At 54.6% G+C, this 18,443-nt stretch carries 17 protein-coding genes; 15 read left to right on the plus strand and 2 right to left on the minus strand.

Annotation, left to right across the window (positions count from 1 at the left end; translation table 11 throughout):
• Positions 1–22: 22 nt before the first annotated feature.
• Positions 23–640: an NUDIX hydrolase gene (locus H6F94_RS03095; protein ID WP_190800782.1), complete on the plus strand. Its 618-nt coding sequence runs from the start codon at positions 23–25 to the stop codon at positions 638–640.
• An 84-nt stretch (positions 641–724) separates the two neighbouring features.
• Here H6F94_RS03095 and H6F94_RS03100 read toward each other — a convergent pair whose 3' ends face one another.
• Positions 725–1,900: an anhydro-N-acetylmuramic acid kinase gene (locus H6F94_RS03100; RefSeq protein ID WP_190800783.1), complete on the minus strand. Its 1,176-nt coding sequence runs from the start codon at positions 1,898–1,900 to the stop codon at positions 725–727.
• Between the two features lie 290 nt (positions 1,901–2,190).
• Here H6F94_RS03100 and H6F94_RS03105 point away from each other — a divergent pair, with 290 nt between their 5' ends.
• The 13 genes from H6F94_RS03105 to H6F94_RS32800 all read left to right on the plus strand — a co-directional run bounded on the left by H6F94_RS03105 (position 2,191) and on the right by H6F94_RS32800 (position 16,349).
• On the plus strand, positions 2,191–2,619 hold the full coding sequence (locus tag H6F94_RS03105; RefSeq protein ID WP_190800784.1) for an RrF2 family transcriptional regulator: 429 nt from the start codon (positions 2,191–2,193) through the stop codon (positions 2,617–2,619).
• A gap of 334 nt (positions 2,620–2,953) precedes the next feature.
• Positions 2,954–3,541 (plus strand): D-glycero-alpha-D-manno-heptose-1,7-bisphosphate 7-phosphatase, encoded by a 588-nt coding sequence (locus H6F94_RS03110; protein WP_190800785.1) that lies wholly within the window; start codon positions 2,954–2,956, stop codon positions 3,539–3,541.
• Between the two features lies 1 nt (position 3,542).
• Complete coding sequence (nagA, locus tag H6F94_RS03115; protein ID WP_190800786.1) at positions 3,543–4,688, plus strand: N-acetylglucosamine-6-phosphate deacetylase; 1,146 nt, start codon at positions 3,543–3,545, stop codon at positions 4,686–4,688.
• Positions 4,689–5,854: 1,166 nt separating this feature from the next.
• Positions 5,855–6,748: a heterocyst differentiation control protein gene (gene hetR / locus H6F94_RS03120; protein ID WP_190800787.1), complete on the plus strand. Its 894-nt coding sequence runs from the start codon at positions 5,855–5,857 to the stop codon at positions 6,746–6,748.
• A gap of 381 nt (positions 6,749–7,129) precedes the next feature.
• The gene (gene plsX, locus H6F94_RS03125) at positions 7,130–8,182 is read left to right on the plus strand and encodes a phosphate acyltransferase PlsX (RefSeq protein ID WP_313949207.1); all 1,053 of its coding nucleotides are present in this window, start codon (positions 7,130–7,132) and stop codon (positions 8,180–8,182) included.
• Positions 8,179–9,180, plus strand: a complete 1,002-nt coding sequence (locus H6F94_RS03130; protein WP_242040960.1) for a beta-ketoacyl-ACP synthase III — start codon at positions 8,179–8,181, stop codon at positions 9,178–9,180. The genes plsX and H6F94_RS03130 overlap by 4 nt, the downstream gene beginning before the upstream one ends.
• A gap of 152 nt (positions 9,181–9,332) precedes the next feature.
• On the plus strand, positions 9,333–10,220 hold the full coding sequence (gene fabD / locus H6F94_RS03135) for an ACP S-malonyltransferase (RefSeq protein WP_190800788.1): 888 nt from the start codon (positions 9,333–9,335) through the stop codon (positions 10,218–10,220).
• A 122-nt stretch (positions 10,221–10,342) separates the two neighbouring features.
• Positions 10,343–11,641 carry a phosphoribosylamine--glycine ligase gene (gene purD / locus H6F94_RS03140; RefSeq protein WP_190800789.1) on the plus strand — a complete coding sequence of 433 codons (1,299 nt, stop codon included), beginning with the start codon at positions 10,343–10,345 and terminating at the stop codon, positions 11,639–11,641.
• Positions 11,632–12,498 carry a dihydropteroate synthase gene (gene folP, locus H6F94_RS03145; protein ID WP_313949208.1) on the plus strand — a complete coding sequence of 289 codons (867 nt, stop codon included), beginning with the start codon at positions 11,632–11,634 and terminating at the stop codon, positions 12,496–12,498. Before purD ends, folP begins: the two co-directional genes overlap by 10 nt.
• Positions 12,465–13,619 (plus strand): cobalt-precorrin-5B (C(1))-methyltransferase CbiD, encoded by a 1,155-nt coding sequence (gene cbiD / locus H6F94_RS03150; protein ID WP_313949209.1) that lies wholly within the window; start codon positions 12,465–12,467, stop codon positions 13,617–13,619. Before folP ends, cbiD begins: the two co-directional genes overlap by 34 nt.
• A 251-nt stretch (positions 13,620–13,870) precedes the next feature.
• Entirely contained in the window at positions 13,871–14,800 is a 930-nt protein-coding gene (locus H6F94_RS03155; RefSeq protein ID WP_190800790.1) for a S1C family serine protease, read from the plus strand.
• Between the two features lie 2 nt (positions 14,801–14,802).
• Positions 14,803–15,699 carry a S1C family serine protease gene (locus H6F94_RS03160; RefSeq protein ID WP_190800791.1) on the plus strand — a complete coding sequence of 299 codons (897 nt, stop codon included), beginning with the start codon at positions 14,803–14,805 and terminating at the stop codon, positions 15,697–15,699.
• Positions 15,696–16,349, plus strand: coding sequence for a response regulator transcription factor (locus H6F94_RS32800; RefSeq protein WP_199320168.1), 654 nt, complete (start codon positions 15,696–15,698; stop codon positions 16,347–16,349). Before H6F94_RS03160 ends, H6F94_RS32800 begins: the two co-directional genes overlap by 4 nt.
• Before the next feature lie 71 nt (positions 16,350–16,420).
• Here the strand turns inward: H6F94_RS32800 and H6F94_RS03170 are convergent, their stop codons facing one another.
• The gene (locus H6F94_RS03170) at positions 16,421–16,786 is read right to left on the minus strand and encodes an Npun_F0494 family protein (RefSeq protein WP_190800792.1); all 366 of its coding nucleotides are present in this window, start codon (positions 16,784–16,786) and stop codon (positions 16,421–16,423) included.
• 257 nt (positions 16,787–17,043) lie between these two features.
• On the opposite strand from H6F94_RS03170, the gene H6F94_RS03175 reads away from it, so the two are divergent.
• On the plus strand, positions 17,044–17,913 hold the full coding sequence (locus tag H6F94_RS03175; RefSeq protein WP_190800793.1) for a hypothetical protein: 870 nt from the start codon (positions 17,044–17,046) through the stop codon (positions 17,911–17,913).
• The last annotated feature ends 530 nt before the right edge of the window (positions 17,914–18,443 follow it).

The raw sequence follows: 18,443 nt of genomic DNA on the forward strand, positions 1-18,443 counted from the left end.
CGGTCGCAAGCAGAAGGAACTGATGGAACCGAAGTGGCTGGAATGGGCCAAGCAACTCCAGGCAATTGCTCAGAATGGCCTGACCTTCGCTGACAGTCCTTTCGACCTCGAACGCTACACCCAGATCCGCGAGATTGCCAGCGAGATCATGGCAGCACATACTGGGGTCGAACCGACCTATGTTCGTGAGCTGTTTGCTGGCGAGGTTGGCTACGCCACGCCCAAAGTAGACGTGCGCGGGGCCGTATTCCGAGACAACACCATCTTGTTAGTGAAGGAACGGGAAGACGGCTGCTGGACCCTGCCCGGTGGATGGGCGGATGTGGGAGAGTCGCCCGGAAACTCGGTTGTTCGCGAGATCGCTGAGGAGTCTGGATACCATACGCGAGTGCTCAAACTAGCTGCTCTCTATGACCGCAGTCGCCACCCCCATCCGCCACTGGTTCACCACGTCTACAAAGTATTCTTCATCTGTGAACTCCTAAGCGGAACTCCCAGCAGCAGTATCGAGACGGATGGAGCAGAGTTCTTTGCAGAGACAGCGCTGCCAGAGCTTTCCCTTGGCCGAGTGACTCCTGGCCAAATTGCTCGTTTGTTTGAGCATTATCGGCATATGGATTGGCCCACCGATTTTGACTAAGGTTTGGTTAGGCTTTGACGGCTCTGGTTAGGTGGTCAAAACTAACCAGCAAACGTTACGCAACCGGGACGTCTCGGTGTCGCTCTAGGTATCTGCTGCCCCTTCAATCTCGGCTCCCTCAACTCCTGCACCCTCAACTCCTGCGCCCTCAATCCCATGCACTTGTCCCAGAATAACTGGACGGTTCGCTCCGGTTACTTGCGGCAGGTTACCCGGTTCGCCGCGCATGTGGCGGCAGGCAAGCACTGCGAAGGCAATCGCTTCTTTGAAGTCACTGGGCAAGCCAACCGCGTCAGTGGTCAGGATGGGCACTGGAGCCAGCAAGGCCTGCAAACGAGCGCGAAGTGTAGGATTGCGGCTACCGCCCCCGCATAGCAGCACCTCATCCGGCAAGGTGGGTAGGAAAGACTGGTAACTATGGACGATAGAGCGAGCTGTGAATTCAGTGAGTGTTGCCAAGGTATCAGCAGCAGAAAGATCCTGGCATTGCTCAACATAGGCCAGCCCAAATAACTCCCGCCCAGTTGATTTCGGCGGTGGGATGTGAAAATAATCTGCCTCAAGCCAAGCCTGAACCCGTGCTAGATCCGGCGTCCCTTGCGCAGCCCATTGCCCATCGGCATCATAGGTTAGCTTGCCACCGCTCAACTGCTGCACGGCTAGATCGAGGAGCACATTAGCGGGTCCTGTATCCCAGCCGCGCACGTCTGCTGCCGCCGCACCAGCATCCAGCCAAGTCACATTGCCAATGCCCCCCAGGTTTTGCACACAGCGCCGCTTCTGTGGGTGCGTGAGTAATAGCCAGTCCACCAGGGGTACTAGCGGCGCTCCCTGGCCACCGGCAGCAATATCCGCTGCTCGAAAGTTGCTCACTGTTGGTAGGCCAGTCTGACGGGCGATCACTTCACCTCGCCCCAACTGCAAGCTATAGCCTAGGCTCTGCGCTGTTGCGGGGCGGTGATAGACCGTCTGCCCATGTGAGCCAATCAGGTCAGCGGGTCCTAATCTGCGAGCTGCCCGCGCAAATTCAGCAGCGATGGCGTCATCTAGCGCAGCCAGGTCCACTAGCGTCAATGCTGCCCCATCACAGACCTCCAGGATCTGCTGGCGTAGAGCCGGAGGGTAAGCAAAAGTTTCGCCAGCCAGCAGTTTGATCTGCCAGTTCGGCGCCACCTCAACCAGAGCTGCATCAATGCCGTCCACTGAGGTGCCGCTGATTAAGCCAATAACCCGCAGGGATTCTAGAGAGCCAACAGGCATGTAGAAACCAGACGATGAAATAACGGTTGCTTATTCAGACCACACAGCGGGTGCTAAGTCAACAATCAGCCCTCGGCCTGGTTGCTTTCAGCTAGCACTCGGATAGCAACAGAGGCTCTCTGAACCAGTCCAACCCTTACGTCTTAGTCTTTCCCGGGGTAGTCGCTCCTCAATATCACTGTTCAATCTCACTGTAAACCGGACAGTCCTTCAGGAAAGCCCTAAAAATCGCTCGACAAACCGTACTATACTAAGGAGCTTGTTAACCCAGGAGAGGAAGCTGACATCCAATGGAGTTACCTCGCAGGTTTAGGTACGTCCTGCTAGCTCTTGTGGCCATTGCCAGCCGTTACGACCGGGGGGAGCCTCTGTCGTTGAGCCAAATCGCGGTTCAACAGCAAATCCCCAGCCGTTATCTGGAGAGTTTATTAACTCTGCTTTGTACACAAGGGCTGATTCAAAGCCAGAGGGGTGCCAAAGGTGGCTACTGGTTAGCTCGTGAGCCCTGGCGAATTACACTTTTGGATGTTTTAAATTCTCTAGAGGGAGTTGAGAGTAGAGATCAATTGGCTGCTTCAACGCTGGAGAGTGCTGTTGTTTCTGAAATCTGTCAGGAGGCTCAACATGCAGCCCGAAAAGTTTTACAGCGCTATACGCTAAAAGAGCTTTGCGAACAGCGGGATGCTCGCCAGCACGTCGATCCGATGTATTACATTTAGGCTTTTCTCGCTTTCTTTTGATTGATTTTGTTGCTCTAGGCTGAGCGTTTTCAGGTATTGCTTTTAGGCGTTTTTGAGACATTCGTTTAAGTGAGCATTCTGCCAGTATTCAGAATCATTCGGGTCAAGTTGTAGTTCCAATATTCAGGCAGCAGCCCTGATACTAATCAATGGCAATGGCCAGCTTAGCGCTGATGGTAAAACTCTCCGCTCAGAGGTTGCTAGCTAGCTTTGAGCTAACGTTTCTGCCATTCGTGGTAGGTTAGCTGGGGACAAGCTTCTACAGGCTTCTACAGGGAAAGCAGCAGATTTAAGGCGAAAACTGGGAGTGTGTGTGGGACGGGTAGCAGTTTTTCTGGATCGGGATGGGGTACTCAATGAAGAAGCCGGCTACCTGTATCACTTAGAAGACCTGCGGCTGATGCCCGGAGTCGCCCAGGCAGTGCGCAGACTCAACGAACAGGGCTTATTCTGCTGTCTGGTGTCTAATCAATCGGGTCCAGCCAGAGGTTACTACCCGGCCTCCCATGTTGATGCCTTGCATAGCCGGTTGCATCAATTGCTCAAGCAGGAAGCGGGAGCTTGGCTAGACGCCGAATACTATTGCCCCTATCTCAGCCCCCCTGAGGGAGGCGTAGAACCCGACTTTGCTTACTGGTCAACCTGGCGTAAGCCAAATACTGGCATGCTGGTTGCTGCTGCCTGGAACCACGATCTCGACTTGGAACGCAGCTTTATGGTAGGCGACAAGGCGACTGATATTGACCTCGCTCATAATGCAGGGTGTCGCGGCGTTTTAGTGCAGACGGGTTTTGGCGAACAGGTGCTAAGCGGTCACTATCAACATGCCATTGAGCCCGACTTTACAGCCTCGAACTTGAGTGCTGCGGTGGATTGGATTTTGCAGTGCGCGCCTGTCTGAAATGCTTGCCCATCTCATTGGCCACTCAGGACTACAAAAGCTTCAGATCGATCAGGGCATCATTCAGTCGATCACCCCTGCTGAGGGCAGCCCAGACTACCTAGGCTGGCTTTCTCCAGGTGCTGTAGATCTGCAAATCAATGGGGCTTTAGGATTAGCCTTTCCAGACCTGAACCAAGCGAACGCGCACAAACTGGCAGAAATCTGTGAGTTTTTGTGGCAGCAAGGGGTTGACGCCTTTTTGCCAACCCTGGTGACCTGTTCACCCACGCAAACTCACTCCGCCCTAGCTGTGATCTCTCAGTGGCTAGCCGAGCAGAATTTGGTTCAGGCACCCCAGGCAGGCACACCTCAAGAATCCATAGCCAAAAGAGCCCCAAGAGCGCAAATACTAGGCGCTCATCTTGAAGGCCCCTTTCTGAATCCTGCTAAGCGAGGCGCACATCCAGAAGCCTATCTATTGCCGCTAGAGGTCAGCCAGATCCAACAACTGTTGGCCGAATACAGCTCGGCAGTGCGGTTGATGACCCTAGCCCCAGAGCTAGATCCCAGAGGTGAGTCAATTGCCTATTTGCGCAGTCAGGGGATCACCGTTAGCCTCGGGCACTCCCAAGCCGATACCAACCAGGCAGAACAAGCTTTCAACCAGGGTGCAACCATGGTCACCCATGCCTTTAACGCGATGCCAAGCTTGCACCACCGCCAGCCAGGACTTTTAGGCGTCGCCCTAACCACCTCGGGCATCTGGTGTGGCTGCATTGCTGATGGTGTGCATGTTCACCCACGCATGTTGGCTCTGCTTCTGCGAGTCAGTGATGGTCTGTTTCTGGTCAGTGATGCCCTTGCGCCCCTGGGGCTGCCAGATGGTCTTTATCCTTGGGACGAGCGGCAGATTGAAGTCAAAGAGGGCACTTGTTCGCTACCAGATGGCACCTTAGCCGGCACCACCCTGCCTTTGCTCAAAGGGGTGCAAAACCTGGTGCGCTGGCAGCTCTGTGCACCAGAGGCTGCTATTGCCCTAGCGACGCTAGCCCCCCGTCAGGCGATTGGTCTGCCTGGACTTGAATCAGGGCAGCCTGCAACATTTCTTCACTGGCAATTTGAACCTGTAAGCGGTGAGCTTAGTTGGCAACGGCTCGTCTTATAGACCTAGCTAGCGGATCTTACTAGTATCGGCTCAGTTCTCCCATATCCGCAGATTCCACAACTGCGGCTTCGCTTAAGGTTGAGTTAATCAGTGCTTTTATCTAAAATTTTTATTGATGACATAAGCACTCTAGCTTTCGATCTGTCAAATTGCGTAGTTATAGTCGTTACTGTTTAGTGGCTTTTACTGATGGCTAGAAAAATATCCGCTTTGTAGGGGCCGACTTTATCTGACTTTAATAGAACTAGGAGAAATTGAAAAGTTAATGCTTAAAGCTGTATCTATCCTGATGGCTTAAGTCATTGCCGAAAAGTGGGTCAAAGGTTGCTTTTACCGTGCAACTTAACTTCACTTGGTCGGAGATGATTATGTCCCTGTCTATCACTGTTTTTGGTCTAGCCCCCATCCAACTGAGCCTAGATGCACGCGGCAGCGGGCGCTAGCCCTGTCATTCAAGCCTGTGCAGGAGATTCGAGCTGTCCTGAGCAACCGTTTCACTTCCGTATATATCTCTAACCTCCCAAATAAGAGGTTGTATCTATCTTGAGGGGTTGTAAAACGCTAGCTTTTTACTACCCACCAATTGAGTAAAGCATTAGTTAAACAGGGCGCTTTAGCGCTAGCCAACGCCTGCTAGATAGAGTAGCGCTACTCTCTCAACCCATTCCTGACAACTTTCTACGGAAATCGCTAGATCTGCTCGGTGATGAGTGCTTAGTAGGTCTCAACAGCTAGCCTTAATTGCTGACTGCAGTATTAACTGCATTGTTGATTTTCATAAACCGGCAAGAGCTGTTTTGGGAGAACGGGACTTGTTGTCCTGATTCTCCAGCCAGCCTCTGAAAGGTGAACAAAGGGTGCGCTTTCCAGCTCCGCCCCTCCTCAACATGTCCGGAGACACTATTTCATGTGGCCTACCACTGTTCTTTCCCTGCCCGACGCCTGCTCAAAGGGCCACCCGTGCCAGGCTCAGCAGTCTCAGCCTGGTGTTAGTTATCACCTCGTTACCAGTCGCTCCACTTCTACCAACTCCCGAGAGGATGAGCGAGGCAGTGGACGTCGCTTCAATGCTAGCCTTGCGCTAGCTTCCGCCAACATCTCCTGAATCGGAGTTTAATGGGCTCAATTCCTGCAATTTTTCTCTCTGGCGTGTGTATTCTCTAGGTATGAAAGAAGACCGCGACCTGATGCAGCGCCTCAAGCCGTGCGCAATGGACCAGATCCTCATGTATCTGGCCTTCAGTGCCCTAAAAACCGGTGGGCACCGACATGGTGCTTTTCTTGACGCGGCTGCAACAGCGGCTAAGTGTGCAATCTACAGCACTTACATGGAGGAGGAGCAGAACCTGCGCCGAACAGGCCGTCTGCACCACCTAGAACCCAAGCGTGTCAAAGTCATCGTTAAGGAGATTGACCAGGCACTAGCTGAGGGCAAACTCCTGAAGATGTTGGGCTCCCAAGAACCCGAATATCTAATTCAGTTTCCTTACGTCTGGCTAGAGCAGCATCCCTGGCAAGCCGGTGCCCCCCGGATTGTTGGGACGCATCTGACTCCTCGCGAAAAATCAGAAATCGAGCGCGATCTTCCTGATGAGTTGCCCCCAGCTCGTCTAATCAACTCGATTCAGCTGATGGAACTCATCGAGTTCCTACACAGCCGGTCCCAAGAAGCTCTGCCACTGCCCAAGCGCGAGCCTCTCAGTGAACCCCTACTCGATCACATTCGGGACCGCTTGATCTATTCGCGGACAGTTGAGCGCATCGATATTTCACGGGGTCTACCCCTGTACGTGCTACTCAAGACCTCTTACTCGCCAGAGAGCCGGGAGGAGCGTGTCTTCAGCATGATTGAGGACACAGCCAGCTATTTCCGTCTCCTCAATGCCTGGGTGGATCGTGCACCTCACACCTTCCGGGCCTTAGAAACCCTAGATGTACCAGCTGATCAAGTCGAGGAAGCCCTCAACGAATTAGATAAGCTGCTGCGAGCCTGGGCAGATAAGTACCACTGCGAAGGTAGCCCAACCCTGCTTCTGCAATTGGCTGCTGGTCTTAAATAGTCAGTCAGGTCAGTTGCTTGAGCAAGCTCCTTGCTTCGGTGCACCTATCACTGAGCTGAATAACCAGTCAGACCCTGAGAGCCTGAGCTGGTCGCAGACTGCCCTGCGTTGCCCTGCCAGGATTGTCACTATTGGGGTGCTGTTGGTCTTTCTCACTGAATTTTCTCACATCAGTTACCCGAGCTGAGCAATGAGTTGATCAGTCACTTGGTCAACTCATTGCTCAGCTTTATTCTTATGACTGGTTCGCAAAACGGATTGGCTGAGCCAGTTGTAAAGACCGAAAAGCAGGATGCCAGGGGTTGAGGGCCAGGTCTTCAAGACAGGGTCTTCTGATAATATGAACTCTGTCTTCGGGCGTTTAGGAACGGGACAGATGCTGTGCGGATTGCGATAGATGCAATGGGTGGCGACTACGCCCCCGACGAGGTCGTCACAGGTGCCGTTAGGGCACGGGAAGAGCTGGGCGTTGATATTGCTCTAGTGGGTGACCCAGATCGCATTGCCGCTTGTCTTGCTCAACATTCGACTCAGCGTGGGATCGATGTGGTTGCCGCCGAGGGCCAAGTGGACATGCATGAGGAGCCCCTGAGCGCCCTGCGACGCAAACCCAAGGCTTCGATTAACCTGGCGATGAACCTGGTAAAACAGGGCGAGGCGGATGCAGTTGTATCAGCAGGCCATACAGGAGCGGCAATGGCGGCTGCGCTGCTGCGGTTAGGCCGTCTGTCTGGCATCGAGCGGCCTGCGATTGGCGCTTTGTTGCCTACTGTGGTAGCCAGCCGTCCAGTTCTAGTGCTGGATGTTGGCGCTAACGTCGATTGTCGTCCCCGCTTTCTAGAGCAGTTCGCTCTGATGGGAGCAGTCTATAGCCAGTACGTTCTGGGTGTAGAGACACCGCGTGTGGGCCTACTAAATATTGGAGAGGAAGCCTGCAAAGGTAACGATCTGGCAATTCAGACCCACCAGCTGCTTCAGGCCAATCCGCAAATTCCCTTTGCAGGTAATGCTGAGGGCCGGGATGTGCTCTCGGGCCAATTTGATGTCGTCGTTTGTGATGGCTTCATGGGCAACGTGCTGCTCAAGTTTGCCGAGGGTGTGGGCCAAGTAGCGCTTCAGATGATGAAGGACGAACTGCCAGTTGGACTACATGGCAAAGTCGGAGTCAGCCTACTCAAGCCCAACCTACGCCGAATCAAGCAGCGCATGGACCACTCCGAGTATGGGGGTGGGTTACTGCTAGGGGTTGCAGGCGTGTGTATAATTAGCCACGGCAGCTCCCAAGCTCCTGGTATCTTCAACGCGGTTCGCCTGGCTCGTGAGGCAGTGGACAACCGAGTATTAGACCAGGTCCGCAGTCAACTGGCGGGACAGGCTCAAGTGGAGCGGGATCGGCGAACAGACGCAGCACCAACTGGGGTGGATACGCCTTGAGCAATGGATCTTTGGCTGGGGTCGCTCTAATAGGTACAGGCGCAGCAGCACCAGAACTGGCTGTTACTAATGACGATCTGGCTCAGGTGATGGAGACATCTGACGAGTGGATCGCGAGTCGAACCGGTATTCGTCAGCGTCGGTTACTAGCTCCAGGCGAGAGCTTAACGACCTTGGCTGTTCAGGCGGGGACCCAGGCTTTAGAAGCAGCAGGGCTAGCAGCTAGCGATCTGGACCTGATTGTGCTGGCGACCTCAACTGCCGATGATCGCTTTGGCACTGCCAGTCGAGTGCAACATGCCTTGGGCGCAACCCGCGCGGTTGCCTTTGACCTGACGGCGGCCTGCTCTGGCTTTATCTTTGGTCTAGTTACAGCCGCACAGTTCATTCGCACGGGCACCTATCGAACCGTTTTGCTGATTGGCGCTGACGGCCTCTCGCACTGGGTCGATTGGTCGGACCGTCGGACCTGTGTGTTGTTCGGTGATGGCGCGGGGGCTGTTGTTCTGCAAGCCAACTCTGAGGATCGCTTGCTGGGATTCGAGTTGCGCAGTGATGGCAGTGGACACCACCACCTGAATATGGCCTGCCAAGCGGAGCCTCAAGCCCTCACGCCAGACCTTAGTATCGGTCGCGGCAATGTGACCCCGATCACGATGAACGGTCAAGAGGTCTACCGCTTTGCAGTGAAAGCGGTGCCCGAGGTAGTAGAGAAGTCACTCTACCGATCTGGCCTCGCTTCAGCAGAGCTAGATTGGCTGCTGCTCCATCAGGCAAACCAGCGAATTCTTGATGCCGTGGCCCATCGCTTGGCTATCCCCTCGGCCAAGGTGGTCAGCAATCTGGAGCGTTACGGCAATACCTCTGCTGCCTCCATTCCCCTTGCCCTCGACGAATGGGTGCGGGCTGGCCGCATTCAGCCTGGGCATTTGATTGCCGCCTCTGGGTTTGGCGCCGGTCTCACTTGGGGTGCTGTCGTCTTCCGCTGGGGCATTTGACCTCCCCAAGAAAGCAGACCACTAGCAAGCTACTCGCTAAACCAAACCTCAAAGTCCAACAAGCTACCAAGCCCAACGACTAAACCCAATTGGAAGCTCTCTACTCAATCAGAGCTTCCCTCAATCAGCAGAAAAAAAGCAGAACCAGAGCAATGACCAAAACAGCGTGGGTGTTTCCCGGGCAGGGATCGCAGAGCGTCGGCATGGGCAGCGATTTGTTAGACCAGGCCGGGGTAGCAGAGAAGTTAAAGCAGGCGGAGAACATTCTGGGCTGGTCAGTCCCTGAGATTTGCCAGGGACCAGAAGAGCAGTTGTCCCGTACCCTCTACACTCAGCCCTGCCTGTTTGCGATCTCAGCAATTCTGGCAGATTTGCTCCAGGCCCAAGGCCAGCAGCCTGACTTGGTCGCTGGACACAGCCTGGGCGAATACAACGCCCTCTACACGGCGGGTGTGTTCGACTTTGCCACAGGTTTACGCTTGGTTAAGCGTCGAGCTGAGCTAATGGATGCTGCTCAATCGGGCACCATGGCGGCGCTGATCGGCTTTGACCGCAGCAAGCTAGAAGCGTTGGTTGAGTCCACCGAGGGTGTGGTGATCGCCAACGACAACAGCGATGCTCAGGTGGTTATTTCCGGCACGCCAGAGGCCGTGACTAGTCTCAGTGAGCAGTTGAAGGCCAAGCGTTCTGTACCCCTTAGTGTCAGTGGTGCCTTTCACTCGCCGTTGATGGCAGAGGCAGCACAAACCTTCCGCCAAGTGCTGGCAGATGTAGCCTTTCAAGACGCCCGGTTACCCGTGCTCTCGAACGTTGATCCACAACCGGCACAAGCAAGCGCTGTACTCAAGGAGCGCCTGGGCCAGCAGATGACCTCGCCTGTGCGTTGGCGGGAAATCACCCTGGCTCTGCCTGCCCTAGAAGTTTCCCAACTGGTTGAAGTAGGGCCCGGACGGGTGCTGACCGGTCTGGCGAAGCGTACCCTGCCCGGCGTCACCTTGGTGAATGTAGGGGCAGCGGCAGATGTGGCGGTGCTGGCTTGATGGGGTTCAGTTCTGGCTCAAGCTTCATTCCTTCGAGCCTCAGGTTGAGCGCGCTGGTATTGTGCAGATATGAGAGAATGAAGCGCTATCTCTGCGTGGCCTAGAGGCCCTGTGAAACGCTAGTGAAAGTCCTGTTGATTGGTAATGGCGGGCGGGAACACGCGCTAGCCTGGAAATTGCTGCAATCGCCTCAAGTTACTCAGGTGTTTTGTGTGCCTGGCAACGGCGGCACGGCGTCATCGGCGCGCTGCCAGAACCTCTCCTTAAACCTGAATGACTTTGAGGGCATGCTGCGCATTGCTCAAGTGCAAGGGGTCGGCCTCACAGTTGTAGGGCCTGAACTTCCCTTGGCAACTGGCATTGTTGATCTGTTTCAGTCTCAAGGGTCGCCGATCTTCGGTCCAACCCGTGCAGGTGCTCAGCTAGAAGCAAGCAAGTCTTGGGCCAAAGCGCTGATGCAAGAGGCCGGAGTGCCAACGGCTCGGGCAGCGACCTTTACGGATGCGGCCGCTGCTCAGGCTTACATCCAAGAGCAGGGATCGCCAATTGTGGTCAAGGCCGACGGGCTAGCGTCAGGGAAGGGGGTGACGGTGGCGGCAACCATCGAAGAAGCCCATGCTGCTGTCGAAGCAGCTTTTGCCGGTCAGTTTGGCGCCGCTGGACAAACGGTCGTCATTGAAGAATGCCTGAGTGGAGAAGAAGTGTCGGTGCTAGCCCTAACTGATGGGCGCACAGTCAAGCCGCTCTTGCCTGCACAAGACTATAAGCGCCTTGGTGAGCAGGATACTGGCCCGAATACAGGCGGCATGGGAGCCTATGCTCCTGCACCGATCCTGACCGATAGCTTGATGGAGCGGGTGCAAACTACCATCCTCGAACCGACGTTGGCAGCCCTTCAGAAACGAGGCATCGACTACCGAGGCGTACTTTATGCGGGGCTGATGATCACACCAACCGGTGACCCCTATGTGATCGAGTTCAATTGTCGCTTTGGCGACCCTGAAACCCAGGCCATTCTGCCCCTACTGGAAACGCCATTACACGAGCTATTACTGGCTTGCGTGGAGCAGCGGCTAGATCAGGTGGATCTGAAATGGCACCCTGGTGCAGCGGTGTGCGTTGTTCTGGCTGCTGATGGCTATCCAGATAAGTTCGAACGCGGTCAGCTGGTTAGTGGGATTGCCAAGGCAGAGGAAGCAGGGGCAGTGGTCTTTCATGCCGGGACAAAGCTGCAACGTGGGCAACTGCTCAATGATGGAGGCCGAGTCCTAGGCGTCACCACAACTGGAGCCAATCTTGAAGCGGCGATTGGCCAAGCTTATGCAGCGATTGAGCACATCCAGTTCAACGGGCTGTACTATCGGCGGGATATTGGTGCACGCGCTGTCAAGCAATACGGAGATACACCAGCGTGGCGATAATCGCCGCGTCTAAGGAGCGGGTGCCCTGGCAAGTGCGAGGTCACACGTTCAACTGGGGCAGTCGTACCTATGTCATGGGTGTCCTCAACGTGACACCAGACAGCTTCAGCGATGGTGGTCAGTTCAATCTGCCTGCGACAGCGGTGGCTCAAGCTCGGGCTTTGGCCGTAGCAGGGGTAGATATCCTCGACGTTGGCGGTGAGTCCACCCGTCCAGGGGCGCTTGAGGTCAGTGAGGCGGAGGAGCTTGAGCGGGTGATTCCGGTGATTCGGGCCCTGCGTACGCACCTCGACCTGCCGATCTCGGTGGACACTACCAAGGCTGCTGTGGCTCAGGCTGCACTGGAAGCTGGGGCTGACCTGATTAATGACATCTCGGCTGGACGGTTCGAGCCCGAGATTCTGAAGGTTGCTGCGCGTTTTGAAGCCCCTGTTCTGTTGATGCACATGCTGGGCCGCCCACGCACTATGCAGCAACAGCCCAGCTATACCAATCTCATTGGCGAGATCTATAGCTTTTTGGAGGAGCGGCTGGCGGCGGCTGTCGCGGCGGGTATTCCCCGCTCTCAGGTTGCGGTGGATCCAGGTATTGGCTTTGGCAAAACGCTGGAGCACAATTTGGAGATTCTGCGCCGACTGACTGAGTTCCGCCCGTTAGGGGTGCCCTTACTAATTGGCACTTCGCGCAAGAGTTTTATTGGCAAAATTCTCAATCAGCCCAACCCTCAAGAGCGCATCTGGGGGAATGCCGCCACGGTCACCAGCGCCATCATGGGAGGTGCCGATATTGTGCGCGTTCATGATGGCGAGGCAATGGTACAGGTGTGCCGTATGAGCGACGCCATCTGGAGGTTTTAGTGGCCCGTGCTGGCTATACACTGCCAGTCTTCGCCTGTGCCGCAACCAAAGCTGCTCTGCTTCACCTACAAGGAGCTACCACCGACCGGGTAGCACTCAACTTGATCGAGCCTGAGACCACGGTCGAAGTCGAGATTGAGCAGGTCGCTAGGTTAAGTCCAGATTCAGCTCTAGCGGTCACTCGCAGCGATCCAGGAGACAATCTAGACCTCACGCGCAACACGCCGATCTGGGCGCAGGTCCAACGGCAAGTGCAGGGGGAAGCGCCACGCCTCCAGCTAGAAGGAGGGGAGGGCTTAGGGATCCAGGCTGATGGTAGCCCTGCGATTTACGCTTACGCCCGCAAACTTTTCGCGACCAACATAGAACCCCTGCTAGCCCAGCAGGGCCGCTCTGCCCGAGTGCAAATTATCTTGCCCGAAGGGCGTAAGCTGGCGCAACGGACCTCAAACGCAGCCTTCGGTGTGGTTGAGGGGCTATCTCTGTTAGGAACGACAGGCATTTCTCAACCGTTAAGCGCTCCCGAGCAGTTAGCAGACTTTCAGGCAGCGTTGGCAGGCCATGCCAGACAGGACGCACTAGTCTTCTGCATTGGTGAGAACGGCTTGGATCTGGCGAGCCAATTGGGAATTAATCCAGAGCTAACCCTCAAAACAGCCAATTGGTTAGGGGCAATGTTGGTTGCAGCCGCCCAAGCTGAAATCAAATCTCTGTTGTTGCTAGGGTATCACGGCAAGCTGATTAAGTTAGCGGCCGGCATCTTCCATACGCACCACAGTCTGGCTGATGCCAGGGCAGAAATTTTGACTGCTTACTGTGCCCTAGCCGGGTTACCGCCCACAGTTGTAGAGCAAGTGTTCAGGAGTGAAACGACTGATGCTGCCCTACTCTATCTACTCGAAGCCGTAGGACCGGAGCCAGTGCAGCAGATTTACGCGGCGCTGGCTGAGCAGGTCGATCAGCGAGCCGAAGCCTACATTCGTAAGCAGTCTGGACGCGCTCTCACGGTTGGCTCTCTGTTGTTTGACCGTCGCCGTCAGATCATCGTGTGCAGCGGTGCTGGCCAACAATTGCTGACCAAGTTGTTACCAAAAACTTCTAAATTTAGCACTCTCTTCTAAGCACTAAAGCAGCGGAGTAATTTATTAGTGATTAGAGTATTAAAGTGTTTAGCTTAGCTTCAATTTGATGTAAGACCTTTAATATCTGATTGCTTAAGCAGAAGTCTATCAACATCTTTATCTTTGCTGCTGCTCGTGGTTACTCAGTCGCGTCTACTAGCCATTTGTCTAGGTCCGACTCTAGCAATTCAACCGATACCGTCAAAGCCTGAGTAGCGGCACGATTGAAGCAGCAAGGATGGAGATCCAGAATGACCCTATCGGCCTCTGAGGGAACTAGTCTTTTACAGACCCTTTCCAGTCACTTAGCTAATGCTGTTGAGCAAGCCGGTCGCAGCGTCTTGATTGTCAATGGCCGCCAACGCATGTCCTCAAGTGGCATTCACTGGCGTCCGGGTTTAGTCATTACTGCTGACCACACGCTCAAGCGTGACGACGAAATTACCGTTACGCTACCCGACCAGCGCACCGTGCCTGTCACTCTGGTGGGCCGCGATGCCTCAACCGACTTAGCCTTATTGAAGTTTGACTCGGCAGATTCGCCAACTGCTGAACTCGGCGATGCGGCTCAGCTGCAAGTGGGCCAAATGGTTCTGGCTCTGGGGCGATCCGCAGACAGTGGCCTGAGTGCCAGTTGGGGAGTCGTTAGTTCGCTCGGCGGTGCTTGGCGAACTTGGGGTGGTGGCCAAATCGATCAGTTCGTGCGTCCAGATTTGGCGTTCTATCCTGGTTTTTCTGGCGGCCCCCTGGTTAATGCCCAAGGCCAAGTCGTTGGGCTCAACACTTTGGGGCTGGCCCGTAGATTAGGTTTAACCATTCCCTTAGCCACGATTGAGCGAGTTGTTGACCAACTGCTCAAAACCGGACACATTGCTCGTGGCTATCTGGGGGTGGGTATGCAGCCTGTGCGCTTGCCCAATAGCTTACAAAGTGAGCTGAAGCTCTCGGGCAGTGGCGGCGTGATTGTGGTGTCAGTTGAAGCAGGCAGCCCGGCTGAGCAAGCTGGGCTATTACTAGGCGACATTCTGATCACGCTAGATGGCAGCCGACTCAGCGATACCGGCGAAGTCATCGCGCTCCTGGGCCCCGATCAAGTGGGCAAAACCGTTAGTGTGCGCCTCATTCGAGGCGGTGCACCCCTAGACCTGGTAATCACGATCGGTGAGCGACAACGGAAGTAACCATGACTCATACACAACTGGAACTTACAACCGTTCAGGCTCACCTAACCCAAGCATTGGGCCTAGCAGCTGAGCAATTGCGTCGAGTCACAGTACGAGTGGGGAACGAAGGCAGTGGTGGCTCTGGGATCATCTGGCGAAGCGATGGCTTAGTCATCACCAATGCCCATGTCATTCGGGGTGTTCAAACCACGGTTCAACTTTGGGATGGGCGAAGCTTTACCGCTAAAGTCACCGCCCAAGATTCTCACTTAGACCTTGCAGCCCTGCAAATCGCAGCGGCAGATTTACCAGTGGCAACAATTGGCCAGGTAGACGCACTCCGAGTCGGCGATTTGGTGCTGGCTGTGGGCAATCCCTTGGGTCTGAAGGGTGCCATCGCCTTAGGAGTGGTCCAAGCCAAACCTGACCTAAGCCGATCTGCCTGGGTTCAAGCAGATATCCGTCTGGCCCCTGGCAACTCTGGTGGCCCCTTGGCCAATGCCCAAGGGGCAGTCATCGGTGTAAACACAATGATTGCTGACGGCCTAGCTCTAGCTGTCCCTAGCACCGTAGTAGAGCAGTTCTTAAGTGAATTACGCAGTGGAAATCGGCTGACCTTGGGCATCCAGGCACTGCCTGTGCAGGTAAGTTCGGGCCGCAAAGCCAGTTGGGGATTGTTGATCTTAGCGATTAGTCCTGGTAGTGCTACCGCTGCCGCAGATCTGCTAATTGGGGATGTACTGCTCGGTGTGGAGGGGCGGCGCTTCAGCAGCCCTAACGATCTAGTCAAGATCTTGCGGTCAACGAGCTTAGATACATCTCTACGAGTTGAACTGGCTCGCGCTGGTCAAACCCGAACCCATACCATTCATCCAGCTCATTCGGTAAGTCATGTGGCCACGGAGGCAGCGGTGTGACCCGCGTTCTGGTTGCGGCTGATTCGGTGGTGGTGAGAGCAGGGTTGGCAGCTGTGCTGAGCATGAGTTCGACCTCTACACCAGTCACGGTTGTAGACAGTGCCACTGGTGCAACCACTCTGGCCCAAACCATTGCTAACCTTCAGCCTGATGTTGTGGTGTGGGAGCTAGAGGCTCCGGATGATCAAGCCTTGTCTGCTCTAAGCAACCTGGATCTATCTGCTAGCGGTGCTCTGGCCATCGTCATCCTGGTTGAAGACCCTTCCGGTGCTTGGACTGCCGAGGCTATCCGTTCAGGGGTCAGGGCCGTGTTAGCGCCTGAGACTACGGCTAATGAACTGGTGGCAGCGGTTGAAGCGGCAGCAGCAGGACTTGTAGTCCTGCAAGCGGACTTGGCTGAGCTGTGGCTCAACGACCTGCCGCCCAGCCCACGTCCTAACCCAGTTCTCCTGCAGGCCTTAACGCCTCGCGAGATCGAGGTGCTGCAAATGCTAGCCGAAGGTTTGGGCAACAAAACCATTGCACGGCGTATGAGCATCTCAGAACACACAGTCAAATTCCATGTCAGTTCCATCTTCAACAAGCTCAATGCCTCCAGTCGAACTGAGGCAGTTACCCTCGGCGCTCGCCAGGGCTTAATTCTGCTATGACTTCTGAGTTCCAGGCTTAAACATCAAAGGTTAAATACCAAAGTTAGTGCCATTGGGACTCAACGCTAGCCTCAGCTCAGCCATCGGTTTAGCAGATCTAACAGACGCTGTGGCAGCGTAGGAGCTTCGATTTTGCCTGTACACTGCCATTTCTCGACTAAGCGATGGCCCAAAGGAGTCAGACGAAAGGCATCGGTAATTCCTTGCCCGTCTACTTCCCGGCGCAATACCCCTACGCGAATCAACCAGCTCAAATCATCCTCAGCCGCTAGTTCTGCCAGTGGGGTTTTGGTGTAGCGCTTTCTCACTCCCTGTTCGCCAACCACAGCTTTTAGGGGAACGCCTTGCTGACGCATGGCTTCAAAGAGGTCCAACCGAAAAGGTAGACATCGGGCCGCTCGCTCGGCCCGCTCAATCGTTCGAAAAGTGTACTGCATAGGCTCTAAGGCCAAGAGTGTAACTTTTTGTTGCTAGTTCTAGCCTACTGCCTTCAGAGACAGTCTGCTCGGTTCACCGGTTCAATTTGGCCAGTTCAGCCCAGCTTAGGCCAGCCAACCTCAGGCCATCTAAGCCTCAATCCAGACAGAAATTGAGGATAGCTTGCAGGCGCATGTGTGCATACTGAGGCAGATTGGCCCGGACAATCAGTGACAATCAGTACCCAGCATCTGCTTCTTTGCGCAAAAAACCCGCTATGGCATCGCTCGCTCTGGATCCCAAGGCCCCTCAAGGCCAAAGCCGCTTGCAACAGATCCTGACTGCCAGTCTGATGAACTCTCTAGATCTGGTGCAGCCCCGCAGTCTAGTCGTGAAGCAGCGCCAAGAACAGTTGCAAATTAAACTGTCCCTCACTGACCCGTCCATACCGGAGAAACAAGCCCGGCTGCAAAGCTTAGCCCTCACGCTCGAACAACAGCTGCATCGACTAAATTTGCTGGGAGTGTCCCAGGTCTGCCTTCAGTTTCTGCGCAATGGCGAGCTTGCTTGGGAGCATTCCTTTGGCTACAAGCTGCAAAATACTGCCGCGCCTAACATCGCTACAACCAAGGCCGCCCCTGCGCAATCTTCCCGTCAACCAGCTAGCACCCCTTCTAAAGGCAAGTTTCGACTTTGGCTCGAAAAGCAAGGTCGTATTCAGAAGGCGCGTCATCTAGCCAATCCAGTTGCGGCGGGTTTGGAAGATGCCGCTGTGCTTCTAGGCTTAGTGCTAGCTGTGTTGCTACTTCAGCAGGCTGGCACTCTGCTGCGCGATCCGCTGAAGAATTATCGGATTCAAGGCAGTAGTGATTTTATTGAAGGCGTCCGGCCAGAATCTGCTGGTGTTTCTGTACGCAATTATTTGGCAATTCAACGAGGCATGCGTTACGGGCGGGTCAAGCAAATACTAGGGGGCGAGGGCCTAGTGGTCAGTACAGCTTCACCCAATGCTCAAGGTTTGCAGCAAATGACCCTACTATGGCAAACGCCTCAGTCCGCGTCAGCCACGAAGCAAGGAGTGTCTGTAAGCGTCACGTTCTTGGGCTCTGAGGTGATTGACAAGTCCATGCAGCAGTTCAACCCTTGAATTGAGACCAAGTGGGTAGACAGCAGTCAGGTCGGGAGCTGCTCCAGCTAAGCCCAACCTGAGCTTTGTCCAGATATTGCTCGGGAACTTCTTGCTCTTGGGAACGTCTACTGAATTCAGTACGAAATTTGGGCCAGGCTGAATCTTGCATCTCAAGGTAGAGCCTCCACCGCAAAGAGGATGCCGATCCCAAGGTTTGTGCCGTAGCCGGTCAGTAGCCCAAAATTGTATTATTAGTAACCAGAATGAAGTCTTTATTCCTTCTTTTCTGCTTAAGGCCCTAGTTTAGGGGCTGATGCTCGAAGACCTAAAATATCTAGCTTTCAGTGTTATCACTGAACTGCTTCGGACCTAGGCAAATTTCTAATACTTTTATAGCTTACTAGACTTATGGAATAGCTCTTATGAGTTACACCATAAGTCGTTTCAGGGACAGAAAGAACTGTTCCTTAAGATACTCCCCAGCTAGTCAAAGTTCGGGATTAAATGAGCCTGTTATCAAAACGCTTTTAATGGAGTGCTCAACGGAC

Source organism: Leptolyngbya sp. FACHB-261, from assembly GCF_014696065.1.
In the GTDB taxonomy this organism is placed as follows: domain Bacteria; phylum Cyanobacteriota; class Cyanobacteriia; order FACHB-261; family FACHB-261; genus FACHB-261.

Coding starts and splice junctions, on each gene's coding strand:
- H6F94_RS03095 (WP_190800782.1), top strand. CDS start 23: ATGGAACCGAAGTGGCTGGAATGGGCCAAGCAACTCCAGGCAATTGCT.
- H6F94_RS03100 (WP_190800783.1), bottom strand. CDS start 1,900: ATGCCTGTTGGCTCTCTAGAATCCCTGCGGGTTATTGGCTTAATCAGC.
- H6F94_RS03105 (WP_190800784.1), top strand. CDS start 2,191: ATGGAGTTACCTCGCAGGTTTAGGTACGTCCTGCTAGCTCTTGTGGCC.
- nagA (WP_190800786.1), top strand. CDS start 3,543: ATGCTTGCCCATCTCATTGGCCACTCAGGACTACAAAAGCTTCAGATC.
- hetR (WP_190800787.1), top strand. CDS start 5,855: ATGAAAGAAGACCGCGACCTGATGCAGCGCCTCAAGCCGTGCGCAATG.
- fabD (WP_190800788.1), top strand. CDS start 9,333: ATGACCAAAACAGCGTGGGTGTTTCCCGGGCAGGGATCGCAGAGCGTC.
- H6F94_RS03155 (WP_190800790.1), top strand. CDS start 13,871: ATGACCCTATCGGCCTCTGAGGGAACTAGTCTTTTACAGACCCTTTCC.
- H6F94_RS03160 (WP_190800791.1), top strand. CDS start 14,803: ATGACTCATACACAACTGGAACTTACAACCGTTCAGGCTCACCTAACC.
- H6F94_RS03170 (WP_190800792.1), bottom strand. CDS start 16,786: ATGCAGTACACTTTTCGAACGATTGAGCGGGCCGAGCGAGCGGCCCGA.
- H6F94_RS03175 (WP_190800793.1), top strand. CDS start 17,044: ATGGCATCGCTCGCTCTGGATCCCAAGGCCCCTCAAGGCCAAAGCCGC.